Origin of the sequence: Gleimia europaea ACS-120-V-Col10b, from assembly GCF_000411155.1 — a bacterium.
Lineage (GTDB): Bacteria > Actinomycetota > Actinomycetes > Actinomycetales > Actinomycetaceae > Gleimia > Gleimia europaea_B.
On the sequence record NZ_KE150266.1, the window covers coordinates 1,323,465 to 1,338,446 of the forward strand.

Below are 14,982 nucleotides of genomic sequence, written 5' to 3' on the forward strand. Positions count from 1 at the left end.
GGACTCTCATGTTTATTGACATCCACGTTATTCAACCGTTGCCTTCTTCCAATGTGAACCGTGATGAGACGGGAAGCCCAAAGACGGCGCTGTACGGTGGTGTTAGGCGCCACCGAGTCTCTTCGCAATCTTGGAAGAGAGCTACCCGCGAGACATTTGCAGATTTCGTTTCGGAAGAGTATTTGGGTACCCGCACTAAGCGCGCTCTTGAGCTGGTTGCAAAAGAAATTGTTCAACTGGACCCAGACGCAGCTGAGAGGGCAGTCGTTCTAGCTGAAGGCGTATTCAAACCGCTTGATATTGGCATGGAAGCCGTAACTAAGACTGACGGTGATGTTGAGGAAAAGGCTAAGAAGCTGAAGACGCTGTTCTTCCTCTCGAAAGCCCAGGTTCGGGCCCTGGCTAATCTGGCGTTAGAGAGCCAGGGCAAGCCGAAGAAGGCTGAAGCTATGAAAGCTTTGCAGTCTGATAATGCCTTCGACATGGCCCTGTTTGGGCGTATGGTGGCTAATACGCCTGCTTTGAATATTGATGCTGCATGTCAGGTGGCCCACGCTATTTCTACGCATGCTGTTGAGACCGAGTTTGACTACTTAACAGCGGTTGATGACTACAAAGCGATGACTGATAAGACTGACGCGGGTGCTGCGATGATAACAACCGTAGAGTTCGTATCTTCCTGTCTGTACCGTTATGCAACGATCAATGTGCGTCAGCTAATTTCAAATCTCGAAAGTTCAGATGACGCGCGCAACGCTATAGAAGCTTTTCTCAAAGCGTTTGTTAGTTCGATGCCCTCAGGCAAGGTGAACACGTTTGCTAACAACACGTTGCCTGCGGCTGTTTATGTAACTTTGCGCGAAGGACCGATGTCTTTGGTAGGAGCTTTCGAATCCGCAATTTGTTCTGACCGTGGTGACGGGTATGTGAAAAAGTCCGTCGATTCTCTGATTGACTATGCGCAAACCATGTATGAGGCTTACGGGGACCCGAAGGATCAGTTTGTAATGGTTGCGGACAAGGCCGCTGGCTCCCTGACAAGGCTTACAGATAACAAGTTCTCGCTAGATTCGCTTGCTACGCAAGTGGCGGCTACTGCAATCCCGACAGGTGATGGCGAGTGACCACGCTTCTAATTCGAATAGCGGGACCCCTCCAATCGTGGGGTGATTCCTCGAGATTTACGGTCCGTGGCACAAGGCGGGAGCCAACTAAGTCTGGAATTGTAGGGCTTTTGGCTGCCGCTCTGGGCCGGCCTCGCGATGCGTCTGTAGATGATCTAGCGTGCCTGAAAATGGCTGTGCGAACCGATCAGCCAGGCACGTTGTTGGAGGATTTTCAAACCGCTGAAAATGATAGTGGGACGAAGATGCCTTTGACGCGCCGACTGTATCTTGCCGATGCAGCGTTTACTGTTGCCCTCGAAGGGGACCGCGAGTTTTTAGAAACCATAAAGGATGCGTTAAACGCACCAGTATTCCCTCTGTATTTGGGTAGGCGTTCTTGCCCTCCAACAACTCCCCTGGTTATTGGCATGTCTGACTTGGGGGTGAAGGAGGCGCTGGAGCCACCTAACCTGCCATGGCAGGCGAGTGACTGGTTTAAGAAGAGGCAACTTCGCGTTGGGTATAGGGCGGATCTGGTATTTGACGCGGATGCTGAGAATGATGCCGATCCAGCCTACATTGTTGAGACCGTGCGGGACGTTCCGGTTAGTTTTGACCGCACGTATCGAAAGTATGCTTGGCGAAGAGTTGCGCGAACCTCGGTGGTAATGCTTGAAGCAACCAAGCCGGTTCATGATCCGATCAGTGCATTGGAGGGATAGCTGTGTATCTAAGTAGATGTGAGTTGAACCCCAACAAGCGTGGCGCGCGGGAACTGCTTGGCAGTCCGCAACGCATGCACGCTGCTGTGCTTAGTTGTTTCCCTCGTTCGATGGCTGATGCTAACGGCCGCGTACTGTGGCGGGTAGATTACGATGATCGGGCTACCTACCTCTATGTAGTTTCTGAAATGAAACCGGACTTGGCGGTCATTCAAGAACAGGCGGGCTGGCCCGAGACTCCTACGACAGTCAGTAGAGATTATTCACCGCTTGTTGAGAATCTGGCTGAGGGGCAGCAGTTCCACTTCCGCTTGACCGCTAACCCTGTGAAACAGGAGTTTGTTAAGGGTGGAAGAGGAAAACGGGTTGGACACAAGACTCCTGAACACCAAATTCGTTGGCTACTGGAGAGAACGGCTCAGCATGGCTTCAAAGTTGTGTCGCGAGCTCTGCCTGACGGGTCAAATGTTCCGGCAGTTGATGTAACCAGAAGTCAGCAGCTCTCTTTCTCTAAGGGTGCGGATCGAGGCCGCAGGGTTTCGCTACGCGTTGTCACGTATGAGGGTGTTCTAGAAGTGGTTGATCCGGATCTGTTACGTAAAGCGCTTGTTGAAGGGATTGGACGGGCGAAAGCGTATGGATGCGGGTTGACGACTTTGAGTCCTGTTAGGTAGGAATCACAATGAGTTCGCGTCCCCCACTCGAACGTGTCGCATTGCCACGTGTAACTGATCGCCTTTCGTTTTTGTATGTGGAGAGGTGTGTTATCCACCGCGATCAAAACTCTTTAACTATACGAGACGAGGAAGGCACGGTTCGCGTGCCGGCAGCAAGCATTACAACCTTGTTGTTGGGGCCTGGAACTAGCATCAGTCATCAGGCGGTTTCGCTGGTGGCGGAGTGCGGTGTTACATGCGTTTGGGTGGGGGAGAACTCTGTGCGCTACTACGCACACGGCAGGTCATTGGCACAGTCTACGGCTCTGTTGCAGGAGCAGGCGAGAAAAGTTTCAAACGAGAGGCTTCGTCTTGAGGTTGCGCGTTCAATGTACAGTATGCGTTTTGCCGGAGAGGATGTTTCTGCGTTACCTATGCGCGCATTGCGTGGGCGTGAGGGTGCGCGCATGCGGGAGATTTATAAGGAGAATTCGCTACGGACGGGAGTGGCTTGGACTCGGAGAACTTACGATCCGAATCGGTTTAGTGATGGCGATCCTATTAATCAGGCTCTTTCGGTTGCAAATTATTCGCTTTATGGTGTGATACATGCCGTCATAGTGTCATTGGGTTGTTCTGCTGGTCTTGGCTTTGTACATGTGGGGCATGACAGGTCTTTCGTGTATGACATAGCGGATTTATATAAGGCCGAGACTTCGATACCTATTGCGTTCGATGTTGCTCGTGACTATCCGGATGATTGCGTTGTAATGGCGAGGAAGAAGATGCGGGACAGCATATTCGAGAAGAAGATCATTGAACGCGCTGTCCGTGATGTGAAGATTCTTTTAGAGGGCGAAGCTGTGACGGCTGAGCAGTTGGAATCGAACGTAGTTTCGTTGTGGGACTTGAAGCAAAGTTCTGTGGCTGCTGGCACCAACTACGCTGATTTCTAGGGCTTGTCATGATGGTGCTGGTAACGACCGCCGTGTCAACGGGTTTGCGCGGCGAGTTGACGAGATGGTTGCTTGAAGTGTCGCCGGGAGTTTTTGTAGGAACGGTATCTTCGCGAGTGCGAGAGCAGATATGGGAATTTACTTGCGAGAATATTGGTAGCGGTAGGGCAACCTTGATCTTTCCTCAAAGGAACGAGCAGCGTTTAGGGATTAAGACGATTGGTGATGCTTGGGAAGCTACCGACTTTGATGGCATGACTCTCATTCGTAGGCCTGACCTGTCTGGCAAGGAAGTTATGGGCGAAGTGACGGATCGTGCGAAGTTGCGCGACGCTGCGGGATGGTCGATTGCTGGGCGCAGGCGTTACTATAGAAACTCGATCGAGCGGCGGCAGCGGAAATAAAGTCGGTCAGAAATACGGGTATGATTTAATTATTCCCTTAGGAAATCAGTGTTTCCTAAGTGTGCTCCCCGCGCATGCGGGGATGACCCCTCTTCTGATGCGACTTCAGTGAAGTTGAAGTTGTGCTCCCCGCGCATGCGGGGATGACCCCCAATCGTCGGGAAAATCCATTGCTACTCCTTAGTGCTCCCCGCGCATGCGGGGATGACCCCGCCAGGCGATCCCGTGATTGAGGTAAAAGGCCGTGCTCCCCGCGCATGCGGGGATGACCCCCGCCCCATCCACCACGCACGCGGGCGCGGTAAGTGCTCCCCGCGCATGCGGGGATGACCCCTTTCACCGCGTCCCGTAGCGTCAAATACTGCGGTGCTCCCCGCGCATGCGGGGATGACCCCACGTCAGTCGGGAATGACGCCGAATATTGCCCGTGCTCCCCGCGCATGCGGGGATGACCCCACGAGCGGTTCGTGGCAGGGCTCCCAGTCCAAGTGCTCCCCGCGCATGCGGGGATGACCCCGCCAGGTGGACTTCTAGCGGGCTCACGATTTAGTGCTCCCCGCGCATGCGGGGATGACCCCATTACTTCACACACGGCGAATATACCGCGCTTGTGCTCCCCGCGCATGCGGGGATGACCCCACAGTCAGACTGATGGCAGTGGTTTAGGGGCGGTGCTCCCCGCGCATGCGGGGATGACCCCTGAGCAGATTATTCATTTTGACTACATTACTGGTGCTCCCCGCGCATGCGGGGATGACCCCAGATGTAGACACCGTGGAAGCAGGTGTGGACAGTGCTCCCCGCGCATGCGGGGATGACCCCTCGCACTTGGATTGTTGCGCAATACCTAGGACGTGCTCCCCGCGCATGCGGGGATGACCCCTGTGCCGCGCTCAGCCGCCACGCCTATAAGCGGTGCTCCCCGCGCATGCGGGGATGACCCCTTCGATCCGCATACAAGCGACTTATCGCTATCGTGCTCCCCGCGCATGCGGGGATGACCCGATCGGCCTTGACGCTCTTTACTGCCTCCAGCTGTGCTCCCCGCGCATGCGGGGATGACCCCGCGGATACGCTGCCACCTAGTAAAAAGGAAAAGTGCTCCCCGCGCATGCGGGGATGACCCTGGGTCGCATGGAAAGAAGCAACGGGAGAAAACGTGCTCCCCGCGCATGCGGGGATGACCCCTACCGGTTGGTGTTCGAGTTCGAGCAGATGGGGTGCTCCCCGCGCATGCGGGGATGACCCCTAAAAACCGAAATCGACGCCACCACCGCGCCAGTGCTCCCCGCGCATGCGGGGATGACCCCCGGTCGAGTCCTGCTGACATTTTGCGGATGGGGTGCTCCCCGCGCATGCGGGGATGACCCCTGTCGGAGGCTAAACGGCGCGGGGGAAGTGTAGTGCTCCCCGCGCATGCGGGGATGACCCCGACTTATTTAAGGACTTATACGGATTCTCGCTGTGCTCCCCGCGCATGCGGGGATGACCCGAAATCAGTCGGATCATTGGCGGCTTGGAATGGTGCTCCCCGCGCATGCGGGGATGACCCCTTCGTAATGTACTCGTACGACATTTGCACCAAGTGCTACCCGCGCATGCGGGGATGACCCCGCACAGTTTGAGCGGGTATGTCTTTCACGACAGTGCTCCCCGCGCATGCGGGGATGACCCCGGCCCCGCTCTGCTCCTTTGGAAGTCCTGATCGTGCTCCCCGCGCATGCGGGGATGACCCCGACCCAACCGTCCTTCTCGAAGTTCACGAAGCGTGCTCCCCGCGCATGCGGGGATGACCCCTCGTAATCGTTCATCAATCGTCCTGGGCGATAGTGCTCCCCGCGCATGCGGGGATGACCCCGCCAAATCCAAAACGGCGAATGGGAAGCCCCAGTGCTCCCCGCGCATGCGGGGATGACCCCCCCGCCAAAGCCGTCAAAGGAATCTACGCAAAGTGCTCCCCGCGCATGCGGGGATGACCCCTGATCACAGCGGTAAGTAAAGCCCAAAAGGCTGTGCTCCCCGCGCATGCGGGGATGACCCCCCACAACGAGGCCTCCAAGGCAAACAGGCCGAGTGCTCCCCGCGCATGCGGGGATGACCCCTTATGTGGCAGATTATGCGCGTAGCGCATATAGTGCTCCCCGCGCATGCGGGGATGACCCCGAGTTGCCAGAGCCGGTGACTGGTCAAGATCCGTGCTCCCCGCGCATGCGGGGATGACCCCTCGGGCACCGCACAACACCACAGGTGGTGGTAGTGCTCCCCGCGCATGCGGGGATGACCCCCATTGATTGTGAGTTGATCGAGTGATGGTGGGGTGCTCCCCGCGCATGCGGGGATGACCCCTAGCTCCCAAATACCGCTAGCGAGCGTGGACAGTGCTCCCCGCGCATGCGGGGATGACCCCGCGGTGATCCCCTTGTGGATGTCCTCGTCAATGTGCTCCCCGCGCATGCGGGGATGACCCTAGTGAGGTCTTCGGGCAAGTACTGGGAGAGGTGTGCTCCCCGCGCATGCGGGGATGACCCCTCAACGAATTACCGGGGTTAGTTGTGGAGATGGTGCTCCCCGCGCATGCGGGGATGACCCCCACCCCGTAGGCTCCCAACTCATCGAGCGAATGTGCTCCCCGCGCATGCGGGGATGACCCCGTGACGGCTTTCCACAAGCCAAACCCCGCTACGTGCTCCCCGCGCATGCGGGGATGACCCCAATCTCAAAACGCTCCGCAACATTGACACAACGTGCTCCCCGCGCATGCGGGGATGACCCCATCCAAAAGCTCACGAAGGATTACGCAGTCTAGTGCTCCCCGCGCATGCGGGGATGACCCCGACGCGGATGGTTTGGTGACGAACTTTTGGCGGTGCTCCCCGCGCATGCGGGGATGACCCCGCCTTCGACGCGCGGGCGATGACCTCTCCGACGTGCTCCCTGCGCATGCGGGGATGACCGCACTAAACCCGGTGGTGAGCGCGTTACAATAGAGGGGAGCGGGTTCCCCCGCCGCCCTGAAAATATTGGGCTAGACGTGAGTCGAAATGGCGGGGATTGAATCCGCTCGTTTATTCCAAGATGATTTCTTCTGAGTTTTCTCCTTGTTTTCAGCAGATGCAGGGTGATCTCACACGCGACCAACAAAGACTACAATGCTATGTGTGTTCCCTGCGTTTGCGGGGATGACCCCATTTTTTCAATTTCGGGTTCAAGCACCTGCTGCTTCTCCCTGCGCCTGCGGGGATAATCTACAAACTGCCGCGCCAGGCTTTAGCAACCGTCCGAAACGCGGGTCCAGCTTCAGCCTGCACCCGTGAACGCACCTACACGGCTGCCTGATGCATCCACACGGGCGGATGCTTATATTTAACAATGCTGACGGATTTAGAAAGGCAGGAGGAAAGCGGTGGCTGACAGTTTCACCCCGGGCGACTCATTTGACGGAGAAATCCGCGTGCCCGGCGTAGAACGCGTTTTCAAACCACGCAAAATCCTCGCAGTCCTCCTCATCCCCCTAGCCATGTCACTAATCGCAGTGTCGTCCGTCAACATAGCCCTCGCCACTATCGGCGTAGGCCTGAATGCCAGCGACTCCGACCTCCAATGGGTGCTCTCCGGCTACGCCCTCGCCATCGGCATCGTGCTAGTACCAGCCGGGCGACTCGGCGACCTCATCGGACGCGGCACCCTCTTCCAAATCGGCCTCATCACCTTCGTAGTCGGCTCCATCCTCTCCGGACTCGCACCAGACCCCACCTTCCTCAACATCGCCCGCATCATCCAAGGTATCGGCGGCGGCCTCTTCTCCCCGCAAGTCATGGGTATCATCCAACAAACCTTCAAAGGCCAAGCCCGCGCCAAAGCCTTTGGCCTGTTCGGCATGACCGTGGCCGTCGCCGTCTCAATCGGCCCCGTCCTCGCCGGAGCCCTCATCACCCTATTCGGCGAGGAACACGGCTGGCGTTACACCTTCTTCATCAACGTCCCCTTTGGCGTAATCGGATTTATCCTCGCCCTCTACTGGCTCCCTTTCGCCAACGAACGCCGCCGCGCCGCCGCACGCCGAGCACGCCGCCAAACCAAGAAAAACGGTCAAACGCTGCCCGCCAGGCAGCGGCAAAAAATCGACCTCGACCCCATCGGCATCATCCTGCTCGTAACCGCCGTGCTTGGCATCATGTACCCATTCACCGTGCGGCCCCTCCGCTGGCAACTCGCCCTCATCTTCGCGCTCGCCATCGCGCTCCTGTACGCCTGGTGGAAATGGGAAGCCCACTACACCAAACGAGGTAACTACCCCCTCGTCAACCTAGACCTACTCAAAATCCCATCATTCTCCATGGGCACCATAGTTGCCGGCGCCTACTTCCTCGGCTCCACCACCACCTACACCATCATCGCGATGTATCTACAAATGGGACTCGGCGCCTCCGCTATGGTTGCAGGCACCATCGCGTTACCCAGTTCCCTCTTCTCCGCAATAGCCGCGCGCTGGGCATCAAAACGCGCGCTCAAAACCGGGCGGAAAGTCGTCCAAATCTCCCTCATCCTCATGATCATAGGATCACTATTTACCGCTGTTTCCGTTGCTCTCATCGCCAGCCAAGGCGTCAACCTGTGGTGGATGGCCGCGCCCCTCGCCCTCTTCGGCTTCGGTCAAGGCGCATTCGGAGCCGTCAACCAAACCCTCGCCCTCCAAGACGTCCCCATCCAACATGGCGGCACCGCCGGCGGCGTCAAACAAACCGTGGAACGCATCGCCACCGCGATTGGCAACGCGATCATGACCGCCATCTACTTCGCCACGGCCCCCATGTACGGCTTCCACAATGCCGTTCTCATCGCCTTCATCGCGATCATCACCGCGCAACTCTTCGCCCTACTAGTTGGCTACCTAGACCTACGCCGCGCCCGCAAGGCATAACAACCATTCACGAGGAGGTCGCCAACCCCTCAAACTGGTGCCTCCCCACTGGTTAGCGCGGACCGGCGCCCGCTCCCTCAACTATTAGCCGGACCATCAGCGGGTGAAAACACCCAGGGAGTGTGCACCATCTTGCGCCGATCAAACACGTCTAGGAACTGCTCCGCCGTCCTCGCCTCAAACCCGAGGGACCCTGCGATCTTGTCCACCACGTCCGCAACAGTCCAACCCAAATCCAAGAACTCGCGCAACGTAACCGCACCATCTCGCTTAGCCAGCCGGTCACCCGCCTCATTAATCACCAGAGGCACGTGCGCATAACGCGGCTGCGCAAGGCCCAAGGCGTGGGCAATATAAGCCTGCGCGGGCGCCGACGAGAGCAAATCATCGGCCCGCACCACCTGATCCACACCCTGAAACGCATCATCCACAACCACCACCAGGTTGTACGCCAACGTGCCATCACCGCGCTGCAACACCACGCAATCAATCGGCTCCGACACCGTGCCAAACAAGTCATCCTCAACCGACCACTCATCAACCATCGGATTCAACCGCAAAGCAGGACGCCGGCCCACACTCGCCAGCTCCGCCCTGCGCCGCTCCCGCTCTGCCGGTGACAAAGAGCGACAAGTTCCCGGATACGAGCCCGGCCGCACATGTGGAGCGCTCGCCGCCTCCTTAATATCCCGACGCGAGCAGTAACACTCAAACAACAAGCCCGCTTCGCGTAGCTGCGCAATCGCCACCTCATGCGCCGGCTGGCGAGTGCTCTGGAACAGCACATCGCCATCCCAATCAATGCCCAGCGTCGCTAAATCCTCGATCTGGCGTTGCGCCGCGCCCGGTTTCACCCGGTCAATATCCTCCACGCGAAGCACAAAATCGCGGCCCGACTGCCGCGCCCACGCCCACGCCAACAACGCCGTGCGCAGATTCCCAATGTGCATATCACCCGACGGACTCGGCGCAAATCTACCAGCAGCCACGCGGCCTCCCCTCCATACCTTCCACGCGTACAACCAACCCTACCGCCGCAAAAACCACGCCAGCGAAACCATGCCCAAACCCAAAACGCCAACCACCACCGCATAAAGCGACACTCCGCCCATCGCGAACGAAGCCACCGACAGCGCCACAAATCCCACGCCAGCCACCACCAGGATCCGCACATTCGGGCGCGCATTATCCGGGCTCTTCAACACAAACTCAGTCGCCACCTGCCAAGGGTCGCCAAGCGCCTCTTGCAACGGCAACCCAGCTTCACCTGCGCTCGCGGTCGTAGCCTCTACCGCCTGCCTCACTGCCTCATCCGGCCACGAATAATACCGAGACAACAACGCGGAAAGTTGCGCCCGCCATGCCTCATCGCCGCGTGGAGCCCTCGGCCAACGCGCATTAGACGCCCGAAACGCCATCACCACTGCGGCCACTCCCAGCAACGCCAAAAGAGGGCGAGGCAAGCCAACCGTCACCACATCCAAACGCGCAACCGGAGCAAACGCGCGCACAAACACAACCGTTGCCACCAGCCAACCCAACGCCACTAGCAACGCTGTCGAATCACGTCCAAACGCCCACTCCCGATGTGCTACGGGAGCCGCGAATAACGCCATCGCCACCACCGATGCAAACATCAAATAACCCGGCTTCGCCATCGCGTCAGCAGTGAAAGACCCGGTTGAAAACAGCGCCAAAAAGAAACCGAAAAACGCCAGCGCCGCCCACACCGTTTTCGGATTCGACCACAGCCGAGAACGCGCCTCGCCGGGCAACTCACAACAAGACATGACCGCGAACCTCCCCAAAAACTTGCCCACCACTAAGAGTAGACTGGCGGCGGCCCCAACCACAGCAAGCGGAGACAACATGTACGAGATAAAACCCGGCCTCCTCGTGTTCCTTGGAGCAGCACTGGGAACCCTTGCGCGCGCCCTTACCGACAGCCTCATCGCAAACACTTTCGCAGGGATCAACGTCTCTACTGTCTTTGTGAATGTACTTGGCGCGTTCCTCATGGGCGGCCTTATCACCACCTGGAGCCTGCGACGCGGCATGCACCCGCTATGGGATCGCATCAAAATCTTTGCCGGCACTGGATTTCTCGGAGCTTTCACCACCTACTCCGCCTTCGCCCTCGCTATTGCGCGCGGCACTAACCTTGCCCTTGCATTAGGCGCGGGCGCCCTCATCATCCTTGCTGGCATCACAGGCGCGTGGCTCGGAACCCTCGTTGCGAAAGACCGCACCGCCAAAGGGGTGCATGCATGACCTGGCTCTACCTTGCCCTCGCTGGCGGCCTCGGCGCCTACGCGCGCTACCGCACTGACATCGCCCTGCAAAACCTAATGAAACGGCGCGGCCTCATTCCCGTCAAACCCGACGCCGGCGTGATCCATCGCAGTGCCCCCGCCTGGCCCATCATCACCATCAACATCATCGGGTCTTTCCTCGCCGGCCTACTCGTTGCACACCTCAGCGCCGAAACCTGGCTCATCATCGGCACCGGCCTACTGGGAGGGTGGACCACCTTTTCCACCGCGATGGTCGACGCGCTCAACGTTCTCACCCGGCCTGATGCCCGCAAAGCGAGCATCACATCGGGCGTGCTCACAGCCGCATTTGGCCTCCTCGCCAGCGTTGCCAGTGCCCTCTTGGGCCTTACAATCAGTGGGATGTGAGGTAGACCTCGCGCCAAAAGGTGGACACAAAGACGGGGGTGGGGGCGAGTCGTCCTAGAATCGGTAACACGTTCAAGATCATCGCGAATGAAGGAGGGGACATGAGCCAGCCAATGATCAAGCTCGAAAACCTCTCCAAAACGTATGTTCTGCGCGGCGGAAATGAAGTGCGCGCCCTCAGCGACGTAAACCTGACCGTCAACACCGGTGAAATCCATGGCATCGTCGGTCAATCTGGCGCGGGCAAATCAACCCTGATCCGTTGCCTCACCGGGCTTGAACAGCCCACCGACGGCTCCGTCTACCTCGACGGAACAGACCTATCCGGCCTCGGCCACTCGGCACTTCGCAAAGCACGCCGCAAGATCGGCATGGTCTTCCAAGCCGCGAACCTAATGGACTCGCGCACCGCCCTCGAAAATATCGAGTACCCCCTAAAAATCGCGGGGGTACCTAAAAAAGAGCGCCTTGAGCGAGCAATCGAACTACTAAAGGTTGTCGGCCTTGAAAACCGTGCCGGCTCCTACCCCTCCCAACTTTCGGGCGGACAGCAGCAGCGCGTAGGCATTGCGCGTGCCCTCGCCACCAAACCAGCTGTACTACTGTGCGACGAACCAACCTCCGCTCTCGACTCTGAAACCACGCGCCAAATCCTGGCGCTCCTGCAACAAATCAGGGACGAAGTTGGCGTAACTATCGTTATCATCACCCACGAAATGGGCGTGGTGCGTGACATTTGTGATTCCGCAACCATGCTTGAACACGGGCAGATCCTCGAATCTGGTACTGTCCGCCAAATCGTGGCAAACCCCAAATCGAAACTTGCGCGCGAACTCGTCCCCATGCCGTCCGTGGACGAAACCATCACAGACGCCAACTCAACGATCCTTGACGTCATGTTCACGTCAACTCCCGGCGTCCCAACCGGAGCCACCGTCCTGGCAATGGCATCGCGAATGGGTGGCGACGTAGCGGCAGGAACATTTGAAACCCTGTCTAACGTCCAAGTAGGACGCCTTGCTTTAACCGTGCCCACCATGCACTTAAAGCAAATCATGGAGACTTTGGAACAAAACGATGTAGCAGCGGAGGTGCGATCATGAGCGTAGCAACAGCGCTAGTCGCCCTCGCCGCTGACGGCCAATGGTTGGATAACCCCGCCATTAAAGAGGCGTTCTGGCCATCCGTATGGCAAACACTTGCGATGACCGCGTGGGCAACCGTAATCACCGTGGTGATTGGAACCCCGCTCGGCCTATTCCTCGTATCCACAGCCCGTGGTGGCCTCACGCCAAACCGGGTAGCGAACCAAATACTCGGATTCATCGTTAACGTTGGCAGGTCAATCCCCTTCATCATCCTGCTAATCGCGATCCTCCCCTTCACTCGCTTCGTTGTAGGCACCACCCTCGGCTGGAAGGCCGCAGTGGTACCGCTCAGCGTAGGCGCCATCCCGTTCTTCGCCCGCCTCGTAGAAACGAACGTGCGCGGCGTGAGCGCCGGCAAAATCGAAGCTGCCCACATGATGGGCGCCAGCAGGTGGGAAATCATGTTCGGCGTGCAGGTACGCGAAGCCCTACCTGCCCTCATTGACTCCGTAACAGTTCTCGCAGTTACCCTCATCGGATACTCGGCGATCGCGGGTGTACTAGGTGGCGGAGGCCTTGGCCAACTCGCAATGAACTACGGTTATAACCGATTCCAAGGAGACGTCATGTTGGTTTCTGTGGTGGGAATCGTAATCATCGTTCAAATAGTCCAAGTTGTTGGAGACATGCTGAGCCGGCTGGTGGATCACCGCTGAGCTCTCCACCAGCCGGGATAACAATCCTGGACACCGGGGCAATACTTTTGCCAGCACTCCAACACATTTCAAACTTGAACACAGAAAGACTTGATCACAATGCGTAAGACTCGTGTATTTGCCGCAGCAGCAGCTGCTCTAGCTCTAACCCTCGCAGGATGCTCCTCCTCCGGTGGCGAAACCAACTCCGAAAGCCAGGCGGCTTCCGAGCAGGGCGTCACCACCCTTACGGTTGGAGCTTCCCCCGCGCCTCACGCGCGCATCCTAAAGTTCGTTAAGGATGAGCTAGCCGCTGACGCAGGGATCGATATAAACATCGTTGAATACACCGACTACATCATCCCTAACCAAGCCCTCAAGTCCGGCGATATCGACGCTAACTTCTACCAGACCGTGCCCTACCTTGAGGGACAGAAGAAGGAACTAGGCGTTGACTTCTCGCACGGCGAAGGCATCCACTTGGAGCCCCTCGCGGTTTACTCCAACAAGATTGAGAAGCTAGACGACCTCAAGGACGGCGCAAAGGTCGGCATCATCAACGACACTGCCAATCAGGGCCGCGCCCTTGATCTGCTTGCAGTCGCTGGCATCGTTAAGGTTCCCGAAGGTGAAGATGCAACGATCTTCAACGTCGAGAAGCTAAAGAACGTGGAGTTCGTTGAGGTTGAGGGCCCGCAGCTCGTGCGTTCCCTCCAGGACGTAGATATCGCGGTCATCAATGGTAACTACGCCGAAGAGGGTGGCCTGTCCTCCGCAAAGGACGCACTCCTCGTAGAGAATCCGGAAGGTTCCCCGGCCGTCAACGTCCTCGTATGGCGCTCCGAAGATGACAACAATGAGGCCATCCAGACCCTCGACAAGCTCCTGCACTCACCAGAAGTTGCACAGTTCATCAAGGACACTTGGACCGATGGCTCCGTTATCCCCGCGTTCTAACAACGCGAGAGAAACTAGCTGAATAGGTAGGGGTTGGGCCCGGATCGAACGATCCGGGCCCAACCCCTATTTCAAGAAGAAACGATTAGTCCAAAACTCCGTACAGGCGGTCGCCCGCATCACCCAAGCCGGGAACAATGTAAGCGTTCTCGTTCAAGCACTCATCCACAGCTGCGGTTACGATCTGCACATTAGCGCGACCACCAATGGCCTCCTGCACGGTCTCCAAACCTTCCGGAGCTGCCAGCAGACACAAACAAGTCACGTCCCGCGCACCATGGTCAAGCAAGTAGTTGATAGCCGCAACCATAGTGTGGCCGGTCGCCAACATCGGATCCAAAATGAAACACTGACGCCCCGATAGGTCATCGGGCAGACGATTTGCGTAAGTTTCAACCTCAAGCGTCTCATGGTCACGCTTCATTCCAAGGAAACCAACCTCAGCGGTTGGAAGCATCCGCGTCATACCCTCAAGCATGCCCAAACCGGCACGCAGGATAGGCACAACTAGCGGACGCGGGCCTGCAATCTGCTTACCAACAGTCTTAGTAACTGGAGTTGTAATTTCGACATCCTCAACTAGAACGTCGCGAGTGCCTTCATAGGCCAGAAGCGTAACGAGTTCGTCAGCAAGCAGACGGAACGTCGCAGATGGCGTCCTCTCGTCACGCAGAACAGTCAATTTGTGAGCAATGAGGGGGTGTTCAGCAACATGTAAACGCATGCTTATACCGTACCCTGACCAGGTACGCGGAAGTTAATCTTTGTAGCAATCCTAGAAAATAGTCGGCTAAAA

14 protein-coding genes and 1 CRISPR repeat array are annotated in these 14,982 nt (G+C 57.7%); of the genes, 11 read left to right on the forward strand and 3 right to left on the reverse strand.

All coding sequences use genetic code 11. The annotated features are described in order from the left end of the window. The first annotated feature begins 8 nt into the window (after positions 1–8). From cas7e to HMPREF9238_RS06030, 6 genes are all read left to right on the forward strand, one after another. The gene (gene cas7e / locus HMPREF9238_RS06005; protein ID WP_016444560.1) at positions 9–1,124 is read left to right on the forward strand and encodes a type I-E CRISPR-associated protein Cas7/Cse4/CasC; all 1,116 of its coding nucleotides are present in this window, start codon (positions 9–11) and stop codon (positions 1,122–1,124) included. Then, the gene (cas5e, locus tag HMPREF9238_RS06010; protein ID WP_016444561.1) at positions 1,121–1,828 is read left to right on the forward strand and encodes a type I-E CRISPR-associated protein Cas5/CasD; all 708 of its coding nucleotides are present in this window, start codon (positions 1,121–1,123) and stop codon (positions 1,826–1,828) included. The genes cas7e and cas5e overlap by 4 nt, the downstream gene beginning before the upstream one ends. Before the next feature lie 2 nt (positions 1,829–1,830). Beyond that, on the forward strand, positions 1,831–2,502 hold the full coding sequence (cas6e, locus tag HMPREF9238_RS06015) for a type I-E CRISPR-associated protein Cas6/Cse3/CasE (protein ID WP_016444562.1): 672 nt from the start codon (positions 1,831–1,833) through the stop codon (positions 2,500–2,502). 8 nt (positions 2,503–2,510) lie between these two features. Continuing rightward, positions 2,511–3,440, forward strand: a complete 930-nt coding sequence (gene cas1e / locus HMPREF9238_RS06020; RefSeq protein WP_016444563.1) for a type I-E CRISPR-associated endonuclease Cas1e — start codon at positions 2,511–2,513, stop codon at positions 3,438–3,440. An 8-nt stretch (positions 3,441–3,448) separates the two neighbouring features. Continuing rightward, positions 3,449–3,844, forward strand: a complete 396-nt coding sequence (gene cas2e / locus HMPREF9238_RS06025) for a type I-E CRISPR-associated endoribonuclease Cas2e (protein ID WP_016444564.1) — start codon at positions 3,449–3,451, stop codon at positions 3,842–3,844. A 61-nt stretch (positions 3,845–3,905) separates the two neighbouring features. Further along, a CRISPR array of direct repeats spans positions 3,906–6,800; the repeat unit is 29 nt; unit sequence GTGCTCCCCGCGCATGCGGGGATGACCCC. A 447-nt stretch (positions 6,801–7,247) separates the two neighbouring features. After that, on the forward strand, positions 7,248–8,765 hold the full coding sequence (locus HMPREF9238_RS06030; protein WP_016444568.1) for an MFS transporter: 1,518 nt from the start codon (positions 7,248–7,250) through the stop codon (positions 8,763–8,765). Between the two features lie 77 nt (positions 8,766–8,842). Here HMPREF9238_RS06030 and gluQRS read toward each other — a convergent pair whose 3' ends face one another. After that, on the reverse strand, positions 8,843–9,754 hold the full coding sequence (gene gluQRS / locus HMPREF9238_RS06035) for a tRNA glutamyl-Q(34) synthetase GluQRS (protein ID WP_016444569.1): 912 nt from the start codon (positions 9,752–9,754) through the stop codon (positions 8,843–8,845). A gap of 39 nt (positions 9,755–9,793) precedes the next feature. Beyond that, a complete protein-coding gene (locus HMPREF9238_RS06040) occupies positions 9,794–10,555 on the reverse strand; it encodes a hypothetical protein (RefSeq protein ID WP_016444570.1) in 762 nt (253 codons plus the stop codon). 79 nt (positions 10,556–10,634) lie between these two features. Here HMPREF9238_RS06040 and HMPREF9238_RS06045 point away from each other — a divergent pair, with 79 nt between their 5' ends. The 5 genes from HMPREF9238_RS06045 to HMPREF9238_RS06065 all read left to right on the forward strand — a co-directional run bounded on the left by HMPREF9238_RS06045 (position 10,635) and on the right by HMPREF9238_RS06065 (position 14,186). Beyond that, a complete protein-coding gene (locus HMPREF9238_RS06045) occupies positions 10,635–11,036 on the forward strand; it encodes a fluoride efflux transporter FluC (protein ID WP_016444571.1) in 402 nt (133 codons plus the stop codon). Then, positions 11,033–11,446 (forward strand): fluoride efflux transporter FluC, encoded by a 414-nt coding sequence (locus HMPREF9238_RS06050; protein ID WP_016444572.1) that lies wholly within the window; start codon positions 11,033–11,035, stop codon positions 11,444–11,446. Before HMPREF9238_RS06045 ends, HMPREF9238_RS06050 begins: the two co-directional genes overlap by 4 nt. A gap of 113 nt (positions 11,447–11,559) precedes the next feature. Further along, complete coding sequence (locus HMPREF9238_RS06055) at positions 11,560–12,549, forward strand: methionine ABC transporter ATP-binding protein (RefSeq protein ID WP_040316798.1); 990 nt, start codon at positions 11,560–11,562, stop codon at positions 12,547–12,549. Beyond that, positions 12,546–13,250, forward strand: a complete 705-nt coding sequence (locus HMPREF9238_RS06060) for a methionine ABC transporter permease (RefSeq protein ID WP_016444574.1) — start codon at positions 12,546–12,548, stop codon at positions 13,248–13,250. The genes HMPREF9238_RS06055 and HMPREF9238_RS06060 overlap by 4 nt, the downstream gene beginning before the upstream one ends. Positions 13,251–13,349: 99 nt before the next feature. After that, complete coding sequence (locus HMPREF9238_RS06065) at positions 13,350–14,186, forward strand: MetQ/NlpA family ABC transporter substrate-binding protein (protein ID WP_016444575.1); 837 nt, start codon at positions 13,350–13,352, stop codon at positions 14,184–14,186. Between the two features lie 85 nt (positions 14,187–14,271). Here HMPREF9238_RS06065 and upp read toward each other — a convergent pair whose 3' ends face one another. Next, positions 14,272–14,910 (reverse strand): uracil phosphoribosyltransferase, encoded by a 639-nt coding sequence (gene upp / locus HMPREF9238_RS06070; RefSeq protein ID WP_016444576.1) that lies wholly within the window; start codon positions 14,908–14,910, stop codon positions 14,272–14,274. Positions 14,911–14,982 lie beyond the last annotated feature (72 nt).